Source organism: Klebsiella pneumoniae subsp. pneumoniae HS11286, assembly GCF_000240185.1.
GTDB classification, from domain to species: domain Bacteria; phylum Pseudomonadota; class Gammaproteobacteria; order Enterobacterales; family Enterobacteriaceae; genus Klebsiella; species Klebsiella pneumoniae.
The window spans coordinates 1,687,052-1,706,174 of record NC_016845.1; the positions used below are offsets into that span (position 1 = coordinate 1,687,052).

A 19,123-nucleotide genomic window follows, 5' to 3' on the forward strand; every position below is an offset into this window, starting at 1 on the left:
CAAAGAGGCTGTGTGAAATAGGAAGTGTACGACCTTTTGGAGAGGAAAATGGCTCACCAACCTCGCTGGACAATGTCGCAAGTAACGGAATTATTTAATAAACCGCTGATCGATCTGCTATTCGAAGCGCAGCAAATCCATCGTCAACACTTTGATCCGCGCCAGGTGCAGGTCAGCACCCTGCTGTCGATCAAAACCGGCGCCTGCCCGGAAGATTGTAAATATTGCCCGCAGAGCGCACGCTACAAAACCGGCCTCGAAGCCGAGCGCCTGATGGAGGTTGAGCAGGTGCTGGAATCAGCGCGCCAGGCGAAAAACGCCGGCTCCACCCGCTTCTGTATGGGCGCGGCGTGGAAAAACCCCAATGACCGCGATATGCCTTATCTGGAGCAGATGGTGAAAGGGGTGAAGGCGCTGGGGCTGGAGTCCTGTATGACGCTCGGCACCCTGACCGACAGTCAGGCGCAGCGCCTGGCCGAAGCGGGCCTCGATTACTACAACCACAACCTTGATACCTCGCCGGAATTTTACGGCAACATCATCACCACCCGCACCTACCAGGAGCGCCTGGATACGCTGGATAAAGTGCGTGATGCTGGGATCAAAGTCTGCTCCGGCGGCATCGTCGGGCTGGGAGAGAGCGTAAAAGATCGCGCCGGACTGCTGCTGCAACTGGCTAATCTGCCGACGCCGCCGGAGAGCGTACCGATCAACATGTTGGTGAAGGTCAAGGGCACGCCGCTGGCGGATAACGACGACGTCGACGCTTTCGATTTCATCCGCACTATCGCCATCGCGCGCATCATGATGCCCACCTCCTACGTGCGTCTCTCCGCCGGCCGCGAGCAGATGAACGAGCAGACCCAGGCGATGTGCTTTATGGCCGGGGCGAACTCGATTTTCTACGGCTGCAAGCTGCTGACCACGCCGAACCCGGAAGAGGACAAAGACCTGCAGCTGTTCCGCAAGCTGGGGATCAACCCGCAGCAGACGGCGGTGCTGGAAGGCGACAATGAGCAGCAGCAGCGTCTGGAGCAGGCCTTACTCACCCCGGACACTGAGGAATATTACAACGCGGCGGCGCTATGAGCTGGCAGCAGCGAATCGATCGGGCGCTGGACGAGCGGCGGGCGGCGGAAGCTTTTCGCCGCCGCCTGCCGGTGACGCACGGCGCCGGGCGCTGGCTGGAGCGGGAAGGGGAGCGCTGGCTTAACTTCTCCAGCAATGACTATCTGGGCCTGAGTCAGCATCCGGCGATTATCGCCGCCTGGCAACAGGGGGCCACGCGCTATGGCGTCGGTGCCGGCGGCTCGGGCCACGTGAGCGGCTATAGCGAAGCCCACCGCGCGCTGGAAGAGGCGCTCGTCGACTGGCTGGGCTATCCGCGCGCATTGCTGTTTATCTCCGGCTTTGCCGCGAATCAGGCGCTGATCGCCGCCCTCGTGGAGAAAGACGATCGGATTGTCGCCGACCGCCTGAGCCACGCCTCTCTGCTGGAGGCGGCGAGCCTCAGCCCGGCCCAGCTGCGGCGCTTTACCCACAACGATCCGCAGCAGCTCGCGCAACTGCTGGCTAAGCCGCTGGCGGGCGAACAGTTGGCGGTCACTGAAGGCATTTTCAGCATGGACGGCGACAGCGCGCCGCTGGCGGCCATTCACGCCGCGACGCAGGCCGCAGGGGCAGTGTTGCTGGTGGATGACGCCCACGGTGTTGGCGTGGTCGGCGACGAAGGACGCGGGAGCTGCGCCGCGCAGGCGGTGCGCCCTGAGCTGCTGGTGGTTACCTTCGGCAAGGCCTTCGGCGTCAGCGGCGCGGCGGTGCTGTGCGACGAAGCAATGGCCGATTATCTGCTGCAGTTTGCCCGTCATCTGATCTACAGCACCGCGATGCCGCCCGCCCAGGCGGTGGCGTTGAGCGCTGCCCTGGGGATCATTCGCAGCGATGAAGGGCGGCAGCGTCGCGACATCCTGGCCGCCCGCATCCGTCAGTTCCGTGAGGGGATGGGCAAGGTGTCGCTGGGGTTGACCGACTCCGTCAGCGCGATCCAGCCGCTGATCGTCGGCGACAACGCCCGGGCGCTGAACCTGGCCTGCCGTCTACGCGACGCGGGCTGCTGGGCAACGGCGATCCGTCCGCCGACGGTGCCGGTCGGCAGCGCGCGTTTGCGCCTGACCCTGACAGCCGCCCATCATGCTGAAGACATTAACCGTTTACTGGAGGTGCTGCATGGCCACAGTGAATAAGCAGGCGGTGGCCGCGGCGTTTGGCCGGGCGGCCAGCGGCTATACGCAACATGATGAACTGCAGCGGCGCTGCGCCGATCTACTGCTGCGCCAGCTGGCGCGCCGCGATTTTGCGCAGGTGCTGGATGCCGGCTGCGGCCCCGGCAGTATGAGTCGCTATTGGCGTGAGGCGGGCAGCGTGGTGACCGCGCTGGATCTCTCCGCCGGGATGCTCGCCCAGGCGCAGCGTAACGACGCCGCGCAGCATTATCTGCTGGGGGATATTGAGGCGCTGCCGCTGCCGGACGCCTGCGTCGATCTGGCGTGGAGCAATCTGGCGGTGCAGTGGTGCGACGATCTACGGGCGGCAATTGGCGAGCTGTACCGGGTGGCGCGTCCCGGCGGCAGAGTGGCGTTTAGCACGCTGCTCGCCGACTCGCTGCCGGAGCTCAATCAGGCGTGGCAGGCCATCGACGACCGGCCGCATGCCAACCGTTTCCTTAGCGAAGCGGCGGTGCGCGCGGCGCTTAGCGGCCTGCGCGCGACCGGCGAGGTTCATCAGATTAGCCTGCCGTTCGCCGATGCGTTGAGCGCTATGCGCTCCCTGAAGGGCATCGGCGCCACCCATTTGCACCAGGGGCGGACCGCCGCCCCGCTTGGCCGCGGCAAACTGCGCGAGCTGCAGCTGGCCTGGCCGCAGCGGCAGGGCATCTGCCCGCTGACGTATTCTCTTTTTACAGGAGTCATTGAGCGTGACTAAACGTTTTTTTGTCACCGGAACCGATACTGAAGTCGGTAAAACCATCGCCAGCAGCGCCCTGCTGCAGGCGGCGAATCTGCTGGGTTTTCACACTGCCGGCTATAAGCCGGTGGCCTCCGGTAGCGAGCTTACCGGCGATGGGCTGCGTAATGAAGATGCGCTGGCGCTGCAGCGTCATAGTCGGGTCGCATTGCGTTACGACCAGGTGAACCCCTATACCTTCGCCGAGCCGACCTCCCCGCACATCATCAGCGCCGACGAAGGGCGGCCGATCGCCGCGGCCAGGCTCTCCAGCGGGCTGCGTGAGCTGGAAGGTCTCGCCGACTGGGTGTTGGTGGAAGGCGCCGGCGGCTGGTTTACGCCGCTCTCGGATTCCCTGACCTTCGCCGACTGGGCGCAGGCGGAACAGCTGCCGGTCATTCTGGTGGTGGGCGTTAAGCTCGGCTGTATCAACCACGCAATGCTTACCGCTCAGGCGGTACGCCAGGCGGGACTACCGCTGGCGGGGTGGATCGCCAATGACGTACAGCCGCCGGGCAAGCGCCACGCCGAATATCTGGCGACGCTGAAAAACCGACTGGCCGCGCCGTTCCTCGGCGAAATACCGTGGCTTGCCGATATCGCGCAGCGCGACGATCTCGGGCAGTATCTGGACCTCAGGGCGCTGGATCCGGCGTTATCCACTGCGCCAGCAGCGGCTCATCCAGCGCCATAATATCGCCTTCGGCGACGTTACGGCCCCGGTGCAAGACACAGAAGCGATCCGCCACCCGGCGGATAAAGGGCAGGTGCTGCTCGGCGAGCAGCACCGTCAGGCCGATATCGCGATTTAACCGCAGCAGCAGATCCGCCAGCTTTTGCAGGCAGCGCGGCCCTCTGCCGCGCGAGGGTTCATCAAGGATCAGCAGCCGCGGCTGGACGATCAGCGCCCTGGCCAGCGCCAGCTGGTACTGATCGTCGTCGCTCAGCGAGGCGCCTTTGCGCTGCCGTAGGGCATAGAGCTCGGGAAAATGCTCATAAATCTCGCCGCCGCTGGCGTTAGCCCCGGGTTTCCCGGCCGCCAGGGCGATGTGCAGGTTCTCTTCCACGCTGAGTTGGGAAAAAATGCGTTTATCTTGTGGCACGTAGCCGATACCAATGGCGCTGCGCGATTGAGCGGACAGGGGGGTGAGATCCTGCGGCGGGGCGCCAATGTCATGCCAGGTCATCCGGCCGCTGGCCACCGGCAGGTGGCCAGCAATGCAGTTAACCAGGGTGGTTTTTCCCATGCCCTCGCGTCCCAGTACGCCAATGCACTCTCCCGGGCGTAGTACTAGATCGACATTCCACAGCGAATGCTGGTTGCCGTAAAAGTGATTTACTGCCTGTAAATTCAACATGGACGTTTTCTCCTTATCCTGGCGTCAGGGCGACAGAAAGATGCTGCAAAACTCTTGCCAGGAAAAAGAACGCTCGGAAAAAAGCGCTAAACGCCGATACCATCGGGCCTCGTCAGCGCCGGGGCTGCACTTTTCCGGTGCCCGACGCTAAAGGGTGGTGCAAAAAGCAGCAAAAATCGAGCGGCTTTAAGCGGATAGTTATCAAAAATAGTTCGATAAAAATTTTTCGCCACGCGGTTGACCGCAAAAGGCGACAGGCGCCGGGCGGCGGTGGTCTTGGGCTGCGGACAGTTATCCACTATTCCTGTGGATAACCTTGTGTATTAGAGTTAGAAAACCTGCGGCAAGCTAGAGCGTACGCGGCTTGCGGCTGAATTGGCGCGAAAGGCGTCTTTTCTTTAAAGATCTTAAATATCAGCTTGTTAGATAAAATCAATGGGTGTAAGAAAAGCGTCATCTGCTGCCATAAAAGTTTAATCCGTCCGCTTGACAAATGTTAAAAGGTAAAATTTTCTGGGGATAACCCTGGCGGCCGGAGGATTATTCCGTCTGACGCGCGTTTTGCACCCAGCTTGCTAGCCAATAAGACCCTTTTGTGGCGTTATCATAAGTACGTACTGTTTAAATATCCAGTATAATTTATTGGCAAAAAACGGTCCGGGGGGTAGAATTAAACACCGGCCGCTAATTCTTTTTTCAGGTTCTGATTGATGAGTAAATCGTTTGTACTGCATTCCGCCTTTCGCCCCTCCGGAGACCAACCGGAAGCCATCCGCCGCCTGGAAGAGGGGCTGGAGGATGGGCTTGCGCATCAGACGCTACTGGGGGTTACCGGCTCCGGTAAAACCTTTACCATCGCCAACGTGATTGCCGACCTACAGCGGCCGACGATGGTGCTGGCGCCAAACAAAACCCTGGCGGCTCAGCTCTACGGCGAGATGAAAGAGTTTTTCCCGGAGAATGCCGTCGAGTATTTCGTCTCCTACTACGATTACTATCAGCCGGAAGCCTACGTTCCCAGCTCAGATACCTTCATTGAGAAGGACGCCTCGGTAAACGAACATATTGAGCAGATGCGTCTGTCGGCCACCAAAGCGCTGCTCGAGCGGCGCGACGTAGTGGTGGTGGCGTCAGTCTCGGCGATCTACGGCCTCGGCGACCCGGACCTGTATCTGAAAATGATGTTGCATCTGACGGTCGGTATGCTGATTGACCAGCGGGCGATCCTGCGTCGTCTGGCCGAACTGCAGTATACCCGCAACGATCAGGCCTTCCAGCGCGGCACTTTTCGCGTGCGCGGCGAGGTGATCGACGTCTTCCCGGCGGAATCCGACGATATCGCCCTGCGCATTGAGCTGTTTGACGAAGAGGTCGAGCGTCTGTCGCTATTCGACCCGCTCACCGGCCACGTCGAAGGGACGGTGCCGCGCTATACCATTTATCCCAAGACCCACTACGTAACGCCGCGGGAGCGCATCGTCCAGGCGATGGAAGAGATCAAGCTTGAGCTGGCGGAGCGGCGCAAGGTGCTGCTGGCCAACAACAAGCTGCTGGAAGAGCAGCGCTTAACCCAGCGTACCCAGTTTGACCTCGAAATGATGAACGAGCTGGGTTACTGCTCGGGCATTGAAAACTACTCGCGCTTTCTCTCCGGGCGCGGACCCGGCGAGCCGCCGCCGACCCTGTTCGACTATCTGCCGGCGGATGGCCTGCTGGTGATTGACGAATCCCACGTCACGGTGCCGCAGATCGGCGGTATGTACCGGGGCGACCGGGCGCGCAAAGAGACGCTGGTGGAATACGGTTTCCGCCTGCCGTCGGCGCTGGATAACCGGCCGATGAAGTTTGAAGAATTCGAAGCGCTGGCGCCGCAAACCATCTATGTGTCGGCGACTCCGGGCGCCTATGAGCTGGATAAATCCGGCGGCGAGGTTGTGGATCAGGTGGTGCGGCCGACCGGTCTGCTTGACCCAATCATCGAAGTGCGCCCGGTGGCGACTCAGGTCGACGATCTGCTGTCAGAGATCCGCCTGCGCACGGCCATCAACGAGCGCGTGCTGGTCACCACTCTCACCAAGCGGATGGCGGAGGACTTAACCGAGTACCTTGAGGAGCACGGCGAGCGCGTGCGCTATCTGCACTCGGATATCGACACCGTCGAGCGCATGGAAATCATCCGCGACCTGCGTCTTGGCGAGTTTGACGTGCTGGTGGGGATCAACCTGCTGCGTGAGGGGCTGGATATGCCTGAGGTGTCGTTGGTGGCGATCCTGGATGCGGATAAAGAGGGCTTCCTGCGTTCTGAACGCTCGCTGATCCAGACCATCGGCCGCGCGGCGCGCAACGTCAACGGCAAGGCCATCCTCTACGGCGATAAGATCACCCCCTCCATGGCCAAAGCCATTGGCGAGACCGAGCGTCGACGGGAGAAACAGCAGCGCTACAACGAAGAGCACGGCATCGTGCCGCAGGGGCTCAATAAGAAAGTGGTGGATATCCTGCAGCTGGGCCAGGGCCTGGCGAAAACCAAAGCCAAAGGGCGCGGTAAAGCGAAGGCCGTTGAGCCTGCCGGGCTTAGCGCTGTGGATATGACGCCAAAAGCGCTGCAGCAGAAAATCCACGAGCTGGAAGGGCAGATGATGCAGCACGCGCAGAACCTCGAGTTTGAGGAGGCGGCGCAAATACGCGACCAGCTGCATCAGCTACGCGAGCTGTTTATCGCCGCCTCCTGATTCTGGGCGCAGACTGGCGGAGTGGACGTGCGGGGTATAGTGAAGGCGCGCTTCTCTTATCGTCCTGCTTGCCAGATAACAAACATTTGAGAAGAAAAAAGGCCGCGTTGCGGCCTTCTTAATGTTTGCTTAATCTCGCCAGGCGACACTATCTTCAACCTGATGAGGATAGCGCCCATGCAAAAAATTAACTTCCGTGAATATCTGGCGGTCGCCACCGCCCTGGTCATTATTGTTGCCTTCTTCCATCAATGGGTGCTGACGTTCTGACCCCCGCGCTGCGGGAATAGCACCCACGCGCGGACCCCTGGCCCTGGCTGTCGGTTATGCAAAAAAAACTGGGCGTCATGCAGCTGAGCGATGCGCGTGACGATGCTCAGTCCGAGGCCAATGCCGCCGTAGCGACTGTCCATGCGCACGAAGGCTTTACTGAGTTCGCCGCTTTTCGCCTCATCGATCCCCGGCCCTTCATCTTCCACCGCCATCACCGGCATCAGGCCCGCTTTCACCGACACGCGGATCGTCGACCCTTCAGGGCTGTAGCGGTGAGCATTCTCCACCAGATTGCGCAGGATCACGCCGATTAACGTCGCATCGCCAGAGACGACGGCCTCGTTTTCGATATCCGTCAGCAGCAGCCGCTGCTGACGCTGCGCCAGCATAGCCTCCAGTTCGTCCTGCAGCGGTTTTACCACGTCATCCAGCAACAGCACCTGCTGGTAGCTGCCGGCGGAGAAGGACTGGCCGACGCGCGCCAGCTGCAGCAGCTGGGAAATGCTGGTGGTCATCTGATCGAGACGCTGGATCAGCGGGTCGACGCCCATGCCATGCACTTTCGCCAGCAGCTCAAGGTGCAGCCGCAGCCCGGCCAGCGGGGTGCGTAGCTCATGCGCCACGTCGGCGGTAAACAGCCGCTCGCGGTCGAGGGTCAGATTGAGGCGGGAAACCAACTGATTCAGGGCGGTGGTCACCGCCGTGACTTCGGGCACCGATTCGCTGAGTACGATAGGAGTGAGGTTGTCCGGCGTGCGGTTCTCCAGTTCGCTTTGCAGTCGTGAAAGCGGGCGGGTGATCTTGCGCACCGCCAGCATGCTGATATACAGCGCCAGGCCAACGATCAGCAGGCTCGGCACCAGCAGGCTGGCAACCGCTTCCCGTACCTCATGCTCCACATGTTTCTGGTTGTTGTGCCCTTCGATGGCGCTGGCCACCAGCAGCTGGATCTGCTCTTTGCTCTCATGCCATAGCCAGAAGACGCTTATCAGCTGGCAGACCACCAGGATGGTCGCCGATGGTCAGCAGCAGCCGGTGGCGCATGGTCCAGGTTTCAGTTGCAAACAGAGCCATGGTCTATTCCGTGTCGATGTTGTTAGCCAGCATATAGCCAAAGCCCCGGACGGTGCGGATCCGCGATTTGCCAATCTTTTCGCGTAGGTTGTGAATATGCACTTCCAGGGTATTGGTCGCCGGCTCGTTGTCCCAGCTGTAAATGTCGTTGTAGAGGATCTCGCGATGCACCGGGCTACCGGCTTTCATCATCAGCCGCGACAGCAGGGCATACTCTTTCGGCGTAAGATCCAGCGCCGTTTCACCCAGCCACACCAGGCGGCGAGTGACGTTAAGGCGCAGATTGCCGACGCTGATTTCATTATCGCCCTGGTTGTTATGCCGGCGGAGCAGGGCGCGAATGCGCGCATTGAGTTCCTCCAGGGCAAAGGGTTTTACCAGGTAGTCATCCGCCCCGGTATCGAGACCGCTAATGCGATCCTCAAGCGTATCGCGGGCGGTGAGGATCAGCACCGGCTGGGTCATTTTCTCCCGCCGCATGCGGGAGAGAAAATGCAGCCCGTCTTCATCCGGCAGGCCGAGATCCAGCACGATCAGGCTGTAATGATTGCTGGCCAGCGATAGCGCGGCTTCGTGCGCGGTGGAGACGCCGTCGCACACGTATCCTTCACTTTGCATCGCCAGAATTAACCCCTGCAACAGCAGCGCATCGTCTTCAATGACTAAGATTTTCATCAACCAGCCTCTCTACATGGCGTTAAGATATCATCTGCCGCCTGGTACTCGCGGGTGCTGACGCCGAGCAGGCCGAGCAGGGTGGAGAACAGATTATCCTGCGAGTAATTCTCTTTTTGCGCCCGCTGCTGCAGACAGTGCGCGGAAATGCCGTAGCGCTGCTGGTAGTCGGCGGAGAGCCACAGCGCCATCGGCACATGTTTCTGCGTATCCGGCGCGATGGAATACGGTAGACCATGCAAATAGACGCCATCTTCTCCCAGCGATTCGCCGTGGTCGGACAAATAAACCAGGCTAGTGGTAAATTTATCCTGTTTAGATTGCAGTAGTTTTATCGCTTTATCAACGACATAGTCGACATAAAGGATGGTGTTGTCATAGGTATTGGTCAACTGCTCCCGGGTACAGCCCTGGATCTCATTGGTGTCGCAGGTCGGCGTGAATTTGCGAAACGCCGCTGGATAGCGATTGTAGTACGTCGGACCGTGGCTGCCGATGGTATGCAGCACAATAATGCCATCCTGTTGCAGGTTATCGATATAGCTGTCGAGATTATGGAACAGGACGTCATCGTAGCACTCGCCATCGATGCACTGCCCGGTGAGCTTCAGGTCGGTGACGTTCTGGTGTGGTACCCGGTCGCAGGCGCCTTTGCAGCCGCCGTCATTATCGTTCCACAGCACCCGGATCCCTGCGCGCTGTAGAATATCCAGGACGCCTTCCTGATGGTGCGCCAGCTCTTCATCATAATGTGCGCGCGGCATATTGGAGAACATGCACGGCACGGAAACTGCGGTTGCCGTGCCGCAGGAAGTGGTATGCGGAAAATAGATCACGCCGTCCTGCCGCATCAGCGGGTTGGTGTCGCGCGAATAGCCGCCCAGTGAGAAGTTATCCGCTCGCGAAGTCTCGCCGAGCACGACGATCGTCAGGTTCTTACGGGGAGCGTTATGCATCACCGCTTTCTGCGTGGCATCTTCGCCAATCTTCACCAGCGGCAGGTTGTCCATCCGATGATGAGCATACCAGGAGTTCACGGCCACAATGCTGTTGGAAGGGCTCAGGGATTTCACCAGCTCTTTGTTGTTACGGAACACCGAGGCGTAATCTTTGTAGAACAGCGCGGCCACCAGAATAATCAGCAGCGCCGAAACGGCGATATTGAGCAGGCGCATCGCCGCGCCGCGCCACCGCGTGGCGGGCTTACGGATTTTCACCCACCAGGCGACGAATACCGCCAAAACCCCGGAAAGGCCGAGGACGGCAATCATTTCGCCGGAGAGTAGAGCAAAGCTTTCCGCCGGAGTGGTGTCGAGGATATTGGTGATCATGCTGCGGTCGATCACCACGCCAAAGTTCCAGATGAAGTATTGCGCCGAGGCGCTGAGCAGAATGAACAGGCTAATCACCAGCCGGTCCAGCTTCAGGAACGAGGCGAGAGTGGTGAGGATATTCATCACGCTAATGGCCACGATCGGCATACTGAGAAATACCAGCCAGTTATGCAGGCTATTTACCGGCAGTAACGGGAAAACCTGGCGATAAAAAGCCAGGTTGAGAAAGATGCCGATATAGCAAGCAAAGAGAATCAGATAAGTCGTGCGACTGACCACCGGCCGACGCAGAGGCAATAACGACATAATGCACACCCACAGAAAAAGATGAGGGTATAGTGCCAGCCCTATTTTAAGACAACCTTAAGATTTTAAGGTGCGCCGAAGAGGGCCGCCTCCGGCGCGCAGGATCAGCCCGGCAGCTGGATCGCTTTCTCCAGCGCCCCGCGGAGCAGCGCCCGGTCATGACGATAGGGAACGTCGCTGGCCTCCAGCGGCGTCTGGATCACCAACCGGTCGTCAATGCCGCTGATATCGGCTTTTGGACCGGCGATCACCGCATCCACCACCCGCTTGCCTACATAGCGCTCCATAATCGCGATGCGCTCCGCCAGCGACAGCCTCGCGGCCGGGCTATGCTCTTTGCCGAGGTTATCGATAAAAACCATCGGCGCCGGGGTGCGGCGCAACGCCCGGGCCATCTCGTCGAGCAACAGGATCGGCAGCAGGCTGGTGTAAAAACTGCCCGGCCCAATGAGGATCAAATCGGCTTCGGCGATAGCCTCCACCGCCTCGCGGGTGGCCGGTACCGGCGGGGTGAGCATCAGCTCCTGCGGCACATTATCAAGCTGATCAATATTCACTTCGCCATAAACTTCATGGCCTTCATGATCGAGCGCCATCAAATCCACCGGTTGTTCTGACATCGGGATCAGGAAAGCGTCCACTTTCAGCAGGTTTCTGATCAAATTGATCGCCTCTAACGGCCGCACGCTCAGGTGATCCAGCGCCTTTAACATCAAATTTCCGAGGTTATGCCCGGAAAGCTCGCCGTTACCGCCAAAACGATACTCAAACATCGCCGACGCTACGCTCGGCTCGGCAATTAACTGATTGATGCAATTGCGCATATCGCCCCAGGCAATGCCACCTTCCGAACGACGGATCCGCCCGGTGGAACCCCCGTTATCGGTGGTGGTGACAATGCCGGTCAGCCGTGAGCCGAGCGAGGAGAGGGAGGACATCACCCGGCCCAAACCATGCCCGCCGCCGAGCGCGACCACCCGATCGAGGTCAGCGAATGTACGATTGCGCATAGAAATTCCTTATTTCACATAAACGGCCACACACTACCCGATCTACCCCTAAAAGACGATGGGAGGAGCCCGACAAACTGACCGACATCAAGGCAAAAAAATGATTTATGGCTATTCTGTAGCGAAAATGCACGAAGATAGCGATATGTATAAGATTATATAGCGAAATCGCCAATGGCGAAACTGCCTGTAACGCGCTACTATCGACATAACCTGTTAACACTCTAGCCTCTTCGCCTGTGTCAAAAGATATGGCGATTTGGCCGCGACGCCGCCGGTTGTCGCCAGGGCGTGGAAAGAAATGACCGCGTCTCCCGTATTTGGAAAGGTGTATATGGCCTCACAGCTTACCGATGCATTCGCGCGTAAGTTTTATTACCTGCGTCTGTCGATTACCGATGTGTGCAACTTCCGTTGCACCTACTGCCTGCCGAACGGTTATAAGCCCGGCGCCGTCAATAACAATGGCTTTCTCAGCGTAGACGAAGTACGCCGGGTTACGCGCGCTTTCTCTGCGCTGGGCACCGAAAAAGTTCGCCTCACCGGTGGGGAACCCTCCCTGCGCCGCGACTTCACCGAGATTATTGCCGCCGTGCGTGAAAACCCGGCGATCCGTCAGATTGCGGTCACTACCAACGGTTACCGCCTGGCGCGCGATGTCGAACGCTGGCGCGATGCCGGCCTGACGGCGATTAACGTCAGCGTTGATAGCCTCGACGCCCGCCAGTTCCATGCCATCACCGGCCAGGACAAGTTCCACCAGGTGATGGACGGCATTGACGCCGCCTTCGCCGCCGGCTTTGACAAGGTAAAGGTGAATACCGTGCTGATGCGTGATGTTAACCATCACCAGCTCGATACCTTCCTCGCCTGGATCCAACCCCGTCGTATCCAGCTGCGCTTTATTGAGCTGATGGAAACCGGTGAAGGCAGCGACCTGTTCCGCCGTCACCATCTCTCCGGCATGGTGCTGCGCGATGAACTGCTGCGCCGCGGCTGGATCCATCAGATCCGCCAGCGCAGCGATGGCCCGGCGCAGGTCTTTTGTCACCCGGACTACGCCGGCGAGATCGGCCTCATCATGCCGTATGAAAAAGACTTCTGCGCCACCTGCAATCGGCTGCGCGTCTCGTCCGTTGGCAAACTGCACCTGTGCCTGTTTGGCGAAGGCGGCGTCGACCTGCGCGACCTGATGGCCGAAGACCAGCAGCAGGCCGCGCTTGAGGCGCGGATCGCCGAAGCCTTAACCCATAAAAAGCAGACCCATTTCCTGCATCAGGGCAACACCGGTATTACGCAGAACCTGTCCTATATTGGCGGTTAATCGTTTTCGAAAGGAGCATTCAGATGAGCCAGGCTAGCGCTGAGTTTATCCCGACCCGTATTGCTATTCTTACCGTTTCCAGCCGTCGCGGCGAAGAGGACGACACTTCCGGTCACTGGCTGCGCGAGGCGGCGCAGGAGGCGGGGCACCAAGTCGTCGAGAAGGCGATCGTCAAAGAGAATCGCTACGCCATCCGCGCTCAGGTATCGGCGTGGATAGCCAGCGATAACGTGCAGGTGGTGCTGATCACCGGCGGCACCGGTTTTACCGACGGCGATCAGGCGCCGGAAGCGCTGCTGCCGCTGTTTGATCGTGAGGTCGAAGGCTTTGGCGAAGTGTTCCGCATGCTGTCCTTCGAAGAGATCGGCACTTCGACGTTGCAGTCCCGGGCCGTGGCCGGCGTCGCCAATCGCACGCTGATTTTCGCCATGCCGGGCTCAACCAAAGCCTGCCGTACGGCGTGGGACAACATCATCGCCCCGCAGCTTGATGCCCGCACCCGTCCCTGTAACTTCATTCCACACCTGAAGAAATAATCTATGTCACAACTGACCCATATTAACGCCGCGGGTGAAGCCCATATGGTCGATGTCTCCGGCAAAGCGGAAACGGTGCGCGAAGCGCGCGCCGAGGCTTACGTTGAAATGCAGGCGACGACCCTGGCGATGATTATCGACGGCAGCCACCATAAAGGCGACGTGTTTGCCACCGCGCGTATCGCCGGGATCCAGGCGGCCAAACGCACCTGGGAGCTGATCCCGCTGTGTCATCCGCTGATGCTCAGCAAAGTGGAAGTCAATCTGCAGGCGCAGCCGGAACATAACCGGGTGCGCATTGAATCGCTCTGCCGACTCACCGGGAAAACCGGCGTTGAGATGGAAGCATTGACCGCCGCCTCGGTTGCCGCGCTGACCATTTACGATATGTGCAAAGCGGTGCAGAAGGATATGGTGATTGGCCCAGTGCGCCTGCTGGCGAAAAGCGGCGGCAAGTCCGGCGATTTTAAGGTGGGTGAATGCCATGATTAAGGTTCTGTTTTTTGCCCAGGTGCGCGAGCTGGTCGGTACCGATTCGCTGACCCTTGATGCCAGCGAACTGGCGACTGTCGAAGCGGTTCGTCAGCAGCTTGCCGCCCGCGGCGATCGCTGGGCGCTGGCCCTGGAGGAGGGCAAGCTGCTGGCGGCGGTTAACCAGACGCTAACCTCTTTCGAACATCCAGTGGCCAGCGGCGACGAAGTGGCGTTCTTCCCACCGGTAACGGGGGGCTGACATGACGCAAACCCGTATCGTGGTCAGCCCGGCGCGCTTTAGCGTCAGTGAGGAATATCCCTGGCTGGCGGAACGCGATGAAGACGGCGCGGTGGTCACCTTCACCGGTAAAGTGCGTAACCACAACCTCGGCGACAGCGTGAAGGCGCTGACCCTCGAGCACTATCCGGGGATGACTGAAAAATCGCTGGCGGAAATTGTCGAGCTGGCGCGCGAGCGCTGGCCGCTGGGCCGGGTGACGGTTATCCATCGCATCGGCGAAATGTGGCCGGGGGAAGAGATTGTGTTTGTCGGCGTCACCAGCGCTCACCGCGGCAGCGCCTTCGCCGCCGGCGAGTTTATTATGGATTACCTGAAAACCCGCGCGCCGTTCTGGAAGCGTGAAGCGACGCCGGATGGCGAACGCTGGGTCGACGCCCGCGACAGCGATCGCCAGGCGGCAGAGCGCTGGTAGTGTGATACGCTTACAGGGTGAAACTTTGTTAATCAGGAGAGAGTCATGGACAGATATCCGCGTTCCGATTCAATAGTGCAGGGCCGTACCGGCCTGCAGACTTACATGGCGCAGGTGTACGGCTGGATGACGGTCGGCCTGCTGCTGACGGCGTTTATCGCGTGGTTTGCAGCGAATACTCCGGCGGTGATGATGTTCGTCTTTTCGAGCAAAATCACTTTCTTCGGGCTGATTATTGCCCAGCTGGCGCTGGTGTTTGTGCTGTCGGGAATGGTGCAGCGGCTGAGCGCCGGGATGGCCACCACGCTGTTTATGCTCTATTCGGCGCTGACCGGACTGACGCTATCGAGCATTTTTATCGCCTATACCTATTCCTCGATCGCCAGCACCTTTGTGGTCACCGGCGGGATGTTTGGGGCGATGAGCCTGTATGGTTACACCACGAAGCGCGATCTGAGCGGCTTCGGCAGCATGCTGTTTATGGGGCTGATTGGCATCGTGCTGGCGTCGCTGGTCAACCTGTGGCTGAAGAGCGAGGCGCTGATGTGGGCCGTGACCTATATTGGGGTGGTGCTGTTTGTCGGTCTGACGGCGTATGACACCCAGAAGCTGAAAAACATCGGCGAGCAGATTGATACCCGCGACAGCGCCACGCTGCGTAAATACTCGATCCTTGGCGCCTTAACGCTGTATCTGGACTTCATCAACCTGTTCCTGATGCTGCTGCGTATTATGGGCAACCGCCGCTAACCTCTTTATATCACAGGGTTGCATCTCCGAACGCCCGGCAAGCGTAGCGCCGCCGGGCGAGATTTCAGGCACGGTACCCTTGATTTTGCCGGGTGGCGGCTGCGCCTTACCCGGCCTACAGGATCCTCTCACAGGCTCACACTCCGTAGGCCCGCGCAAGCGTAGCGCCGCCGGGCGAGATTTCAGGCACGGTACTCTTGATGTTGCCGGGCGGCGGCTACGCCTTACCCGGCCTACAGGATCCTCTCACAGGCTCACACTCCGTAGGCCCGCGCAAGCGCAGCGCCGCCGGGCGATGGCATCAGGCACGGTACCCGTGGTGCTGCCGGGCGGCGGCTGCGCCTTACCCGGCCTACAGGCTCCTCTCACAGGCTCACACCCCGTAGGCCCGTGCAAGCGCAGCGCGGCCTGACCGTTTCATTCGCGGGCCAGCTTGCGCTGGTTCTTTTGCCGCAGCTTTTTCGCCCGGCTCTCCAGCAGCAGATAGGCCACCGTCGCCAGCAGCAATGGCAGGAAATAATAGAGCGCGCGCCAGGCGAGCAGGGCGGCAATGATCGCGCCCTTCGAAATATCTTCCCCGGAGAGCATGGCGATAAACACCGCCTCCAGCACGCCGATCCCAGCCGGAATATGGATAATCACCCCGGCGATACTGCTCACCAGCAGCACCCCTAATACCAGAAAATAGTTAATCTCGCTGCCCAACAGCAGCCAGATTATCGCCCCCATCGCCATCCAGTTCGCCGCCGAGAGCCCCATCTGCAGCAGCGCGAAGCGCCAGGAGGGCAGCACCAGCCGCTGGCCTTTAATCGTCAGGTGACGGCGTTTGGCGAACGCGCAGCCGAACAGATAGCAAAGCGTAAGGATCAGCATCACCCCGCCGATAATGCGCAGAGTGGTCTGGCTGATGTACCAGTGCGGCGGCAGCTTCACCAGATCTGCCGTGAATATCACCCCGCCCAGCAGAATATAGCCCAACCAGTTGGTGGTAATGCTTAAGGAAAAAATACGGGTGATGGTGCTGCCGTTCAGCCCCAGCCGCGAGTACAGCCGGTAGCGCATACCGATCCCGCCGACCCAGGTGCTGAGTGTCAGGTTAAAGGCGTAGCAGATAAACGACACCAGCATGACCTGGCGTTTCGCCAGCTTGTGCCCGCAATAGGCCCGACCGAGCAGATCGTAGCAGCCGTAAATGAGGTAGCTGACGATAACCAGCGCAATGGCGCTAAACAAGGCCAGCCGATCGTAGCCGCGGATCACCTTCCACACGTCCTGCCAGTCGACTTTTTGCGCGTAGATCACCAACAGGACGATGACGGCGATAAAAAAGAGCACGGTCAGCACTCTTTTCGCCATCCGCCAGCGGGGATGTGATTTGCTCATAGTGGATTATCCCTGGCTGGAGACTCGACGCGGTCCTGAGTTTCAATTTCCGGCTGGACCGGCGGGCTGACTCTGGCCAGCCGCGGGGTATGAGCCGGTAACCAGCCGACCCATGCCGGGAAGTGGCGCAGAAAGTGGAAAGCCATCACGCTGACGCCCAGCCGCCACCAGTTGCGTTTCGGCAGCATCGTTTTATCGATCCGCTGGCAATCCCGGGCGATAAGCCCGTTGAGATTATCGCGCAGCGTCTGGTTAAACACCCGATCGTGGATGATCAGATTGGCTTCCAGATTCAGCGACAGGCTGAGCGGATCCAGGTTGCTTGACCCAACGGTGGCCCAGTGGTCGTCTGCCAGAGCGACCTTGCCATGCAGCGGGCGACGGCGATATTCGTAAATCTGCACCCCGCCCTTAACGAGATAGTGATAGAGCAGGTGGGCGCCAAACTTCACAATGGGAATATCCGGTTCGCCCTGCACGATCAGCTTAACCCGTACTCCGCGCCGCGCGGCATTGCGCATCGCATGCAGCAGGCGGTAGCCGGGGAAAAAATAGGCGTTAGCGATAATCACTTCCCGGCGGGCGCTGGTCAGCATCTTCAGATAGTGGCGTTCAATATCGTCGCGGTGATCCTGGTTGTCGCGCCAGACGAACAGCGCCTGCGCCTCGCCGGGGGTCTGGTTAATCTCCGGCTGGTGGCGACGACGTCGCCACCAGCGGCGGGCGGTTTCGCTGTTGGGCAGGTTTTCCAGCTCGAACTGCAGGATGTCGAGCACCACCGGCCCTTCGACCTGCACCGCATAATCCTGCTTCGCCTCCGGACCGTAGTCGCTCATATGTTCGGCGGAGTAGTTAATACCGCCGACAAAGGCGGTGGTGTCGTCGATTACCACGATTTTACGGTGCATGCGACGGAACAGATTGGTGCGCATCCCCATCAGCTTAGGACGCGGATCGTAGTAGCGGAAAATCACGCCAGCGGCGGTGAGCTCGCCGACAAATTCATCGCTGAGATCCGGGGAACCATAGCCGTCGAGGAGCACCTCCACCTGGATGCCGCGGCGGGCAGCCTCGAGCAGGACCGCGTGCAGCCGCCGGCCTACCTCATCTTCAAACCAGATAAAGGATTCGAGGATCACCCGCCGGCTGGCGCGACCGATGGCCGCAAACAGCGCCGGATAGTACTGGTCGCCATTCTCCAGTAGCGTAATGCGGTTGCCTTCCTGCCAACGACATTTCACAAATGTATCTCCACGCTAAGGGGTGCATGATCGGACAGATGCCGCCAATGTTTAAGGGCCAGCGCCTTCGGGCGACTGGCGTGGGCGTTCTTGACGTAAATGCGGTCGAGGCGCAACAGCGGAAAACTGACCGGAAAGGTGCGCGCCGGCCGTCCGCGGGCGCGGGTAAAGATCTCTTCCAGCCCGGCCTGGGCTTTTAACGGCTGGTTAGCCTGCTGACGCCAGTCGTTAAAATCGCCAGCCACCACCACCGGCTCGCCCGCGGGCAGGGTATTGACCCACTCCGCCAGCATGGTCAACTGCGCCTGCCGTTGGTCGGCGCGTAGACCGAGATGGACGCAAATCACGTGAATAGTTATCCCGCTCCGCGGCGGCACGATGCGGCAGTACAGCAGGCCGCGCTTCTCCCCGTTGCCGACCGAGATATCGCGATTTTCGTAGTATTCAATGGGAAAGCGCGACAGCACGGCGTTGCCGTGGTGGCCTTCCGGATAAACCGCATTGCGCCCGTAGGCGTAGTCGCTCCACATGGTGTCGGCGAGAAATTCATAATGGGTCGTATCCGGCCAGTTTTCGATGTGCAGCGGATGTACCTCATGAGCGCCCATCACCTCCTGCAGGCAAACAATATCCGCGCTAACGCTGCGCACGGCGTCGCGCAGTTCGGGCAAAATAAAACGCCGATTAAACGCCGTAAAGCCTTTATGGGTGTTAATTGTCAGCACGTTCAACGAAAATCCCGCCGTTGGCTCAGCCATAATTCTCCAGTAAATGTCACTTTCCTGAATAAAATAGTGTAGTAGACGTCACAAAAAGATGCGGTGTTACGGAATTTTCCGTAAAGTGCGGTACTCTGAGTAGCAGAGAAAAATCCTTCAGGAGAGAAGCCATGAAGTGGCAACAACGTGTACGCGTCGCAACGGGTCTTAGTTGCTGG

At 59.6% G+C, this 19,123-nt stretch carries 19 protein-coding genes; 11 read left to right on the top strand and 8 right to left on the bottom strand.

What is annotated here, in order from left to right; genetic code table 11:
• Positions 1 to 72 precede the first annotated feature (72 nt).
• Genes KPHS_16270 through KPHS_16300 form a run of 4 tightly spaced genes read left to right on the top strand, consistent with a single transcriptional unit; the run spans position 73 to position 3,697 of the window.
• Positions 73 to 1,089, top strand: coding sequence for a biotin synthesis, sulfur insertion (locus KPHS_16270; protein ID YP_005225927.1), 1,017 nt, complete (start codon positions 73 to 75; stop codon positions 1,087 to 1,089).
• Entirely contained in the window at positions 1,086 to 2,243 is a 1,158-nt protein-coding gene (locus KPHS_16280) for an 8-amino-7-oxononanoate synthase (protein ID YP_005225928.1), read from the top strand. Before KPHS_16270 ends, KPHS_16280 begins: the two co-directional genes overlap by 4 nt.
• Positions 2,227 to 2,982: a biotin biosynthesis protein BioC gene (locus KPHS_16290; protein YP_005225929.1), complete on the top strand. Its 756-nt coding sequence runs from the start codon at positions 2,227 to 2,229 to the stop codon at positions 2,980 to 2,982. The genes KPHS_16280 and KPHS_16290 overlap by 17 nt, the downstream gene beginning before the upstream one ends.
• Complete coding sequence (locus tag KPHS_16300; RefSeq protein YP_005225930.1) at positions 2,975 to 3,697, top strand: dithiobiotin synthetase; 723 nt, start codon at positions 2,975 to 2,977, stop codon at positions 3,695 to 3,697. Before KPHS_16290 ends, KPHS_16300 begins: the two co-directional genes overlap by 8 nt.
• Positions 3,698 to 4,447: 750 nt before the next feature.
• On the opposite strand, the gene KPHS_16310 is transcribed toward KPHS_16300, so the two are convergent.
• Entirely contained in the window at positions 4,448 to 4,660 is a 213-nt protein-coding gene (locus tag KPHS_16310; RefSeq protein ID YP_005225931.1) for a hypothetical protein, read from the bottom strand.
• Between the two features lie 411 nt (positions 4,661 to 5,071).
• Between KPHS_16310 and KPHS_16320 the strand changes: the two genes are divergently transcribed.
• A complete protein-coding gene (locus KPHS_16320) occupies positions 5,072 to 7,093 on the top strand; it encodes an excinuclease ABC subunit B (RefSeq protein YP_005225932.1) in 2,022 nt (673 codons plus the stop codon).
• A gap of 248 nt (positions 7,094 to 7,341) precedes the next feature.
• On the opposite strand, the gene KPHS_16330 is transcribed toward KPHS_16320, so the two are convergent.
• The 4 genes from KPHS_16330 to KPHS_16360 form a co-directional block, all read right to left on the bottom strand.
• Positions 7,342 to 8,370, bottom strand: coding sequence for a sensor protein for basR (locus tag KPHS_16330; RefSeq protein ID YP_005225933.1), 1,029 nt, complete (start codon positions 8,368 to 8,370; stop codon positions 7,342 to 7,344).
• Between the two features lie 73 nt (positions 8,371 to 8,443).
• The gene (locus KPHS_16340) at positions 8,444 to 9,115 is read right to left on the bottom strand and encodes a DNA-binding transcriptional regulator BasR (RefSeq protein YP_005225934.1); all 672 of its coding nucleotides are present in this window, start codon (positions 9,113 to 9,115) and stop codon (positions 8,444 to 8,446) included.
• A complete protein-coding gene (locus KPHS_16350; protein YP_005225935.1) occupies positions 9,115 to 10,755 on the bottom strand; it encodes a putative cell division protein in 1,641 nt (546 codons plus the stop codon). Before KPHS_16350 ends, KPHS_16340 begins: the two co-directional genes overlap by 1 nt.
• Before the next feature lie 104 nt (positions 10,756 to 10,859).
• A complete protein-coding gene (locus tag KPHS_16360) occupies positions 10,860 to 11,765 on the bottom strand; it encodes a putative phosphatase/sulfatase (RefSeq protein ID YP_005225936.1) in 906 nt (301 codons plus the stop codon).
• 334 nt (positions 11,766 to 12,099) lie between these two features.
• Between KPHS_16360 and KPHS_16370 the strand changes: the two genes are divergently transcribed.
• Genes KPHS_16370 through KPHS_16420 form a run of 6 tightly spaced genes read left to right on the top strand, consistent with a single transcriptional unit; the run spans position 12,100 to position 15,562 of the window.
• Positions 12,100 to 13,089, top strand: a complete 990-nt coding sequence (locus tag KPHS_16370; protein YP_005225937.1) for a molybdenum cofactor biosynthesis protein A — start codon at positions 12,100 to 12,102, stop codon at positions 13,087 to 13,089.
• A 23-nt stretch (positions 13,090 to 13,112) separates the two neighbouring features.
• Positions 13,113 to 13,625 (top strand): molybdopterin biosynthesis protein B, encoded by a 513-nt coding sequence (locus KPHS_16380; protein YP_005225938.1) that lies wholly within the window; start codon positions 13,113 to 13,115, stop codon positions 13,623 to 13,625.
• A gap of 3 nt (positions 13,626 to 13,628) precedes the next feature.
• Positions 13,629 to 14,117, top strand: a complete 489-nt coding sequence (locus KPHS_16390) for a molybdenum cofactor biosynthesis protein C (protein YP_005225939.1) — start codon at positions 13,629 to 13,631, stop codon at positions 14,115 to 14,117.
• Positions 14,110 to 14,358, top strand: a complete 249-nt coding sequence (locus KPHS_16400) for a molybdopterin biosynthesis protein (RefSeq protein ID YP_005225940.1) — start codon at positions 14,110 to 14,112, stop codon at positions 14,356 to 14,358. Before KPHS_16390 ends, KPHS_16400 begins: the two co-directional genes overlap by 8 nt.
• Position 14,359: 1 nt before the next feature.
• Positions 14,360 to 14,812 (top strand): molybdopterin synthase large subunit, encoded by a 453-nt coding sequence (locus tag KPHS_16410; RefSeq protein ID YP_005225941.1) that lies wholly within the window; start codon positions 14,360 to 14,362, stop codon positions 14,810 to 14,812.
• A 45-nt stretch (positions 14,813 to 14,857) separates the two neighbouring features.
• Positions 14,858 to 15,562, top strand: coding sequence for a putative transport protein (locus KPHS_16420; RefSeq protein ID YP_005225942.1), 705 nt, complete (start codon positions 14,858 to 14,860; stop codon positions 15,560 to 15,562).
• 417 nt (positions 15,563 to 15,979) lie between these two features.
• Here the strand turns inward: KPHS_16420 and KPHS_16430 are convergent, their stop codons facing one another.
• Genes KPHS_16430 through KPHS_16450 form a run of 3 tightly spaced genes read right to left on the bottom strand, consistent with a single transcriptional unit; the run spans position 15,980 to position 18,944 of the window.
• A complete protein-coding gene (locus tag KPHS_16430) occupies positions 15,980 to 16,945 on the bottom strand; it encodes a putative negative regulator (RefSeq protein YP_005225943.1) in 966 nt (321 codons plus the stop codon).
• Positions 16,942 to 18,186, bottom strand: a complete 1,245-nt coding sequence (locus KPHS_16440; protein ID YP_005225944.1) for a cardiolipin synthase 2 — start codon at positions 18,184 to 18,186, stop codon at positions 16,942 to 16,944. The genes KPHS_16430 and KPHS_16440 overlap by 4 nt, the downstream gene beginning before the upstream one ends.
• Positions 18,183 to 18,944: a putative DNase gene (locus tag KPHS_16450; protein YP_005225945.1), complete on the bottom strand. Its 762-nt coding sequence runs from the start codon at positions 18,942 to 18,944 to the stop codon at positions 18,183 to 18,185. The genes KPHS_16440 and KPHS_16450 overlap by 4 nt, the downstream gene beginning before the upstream one ends.
• Positions 18,945 to 19,123: the final 179 nt, after the last annotated feature.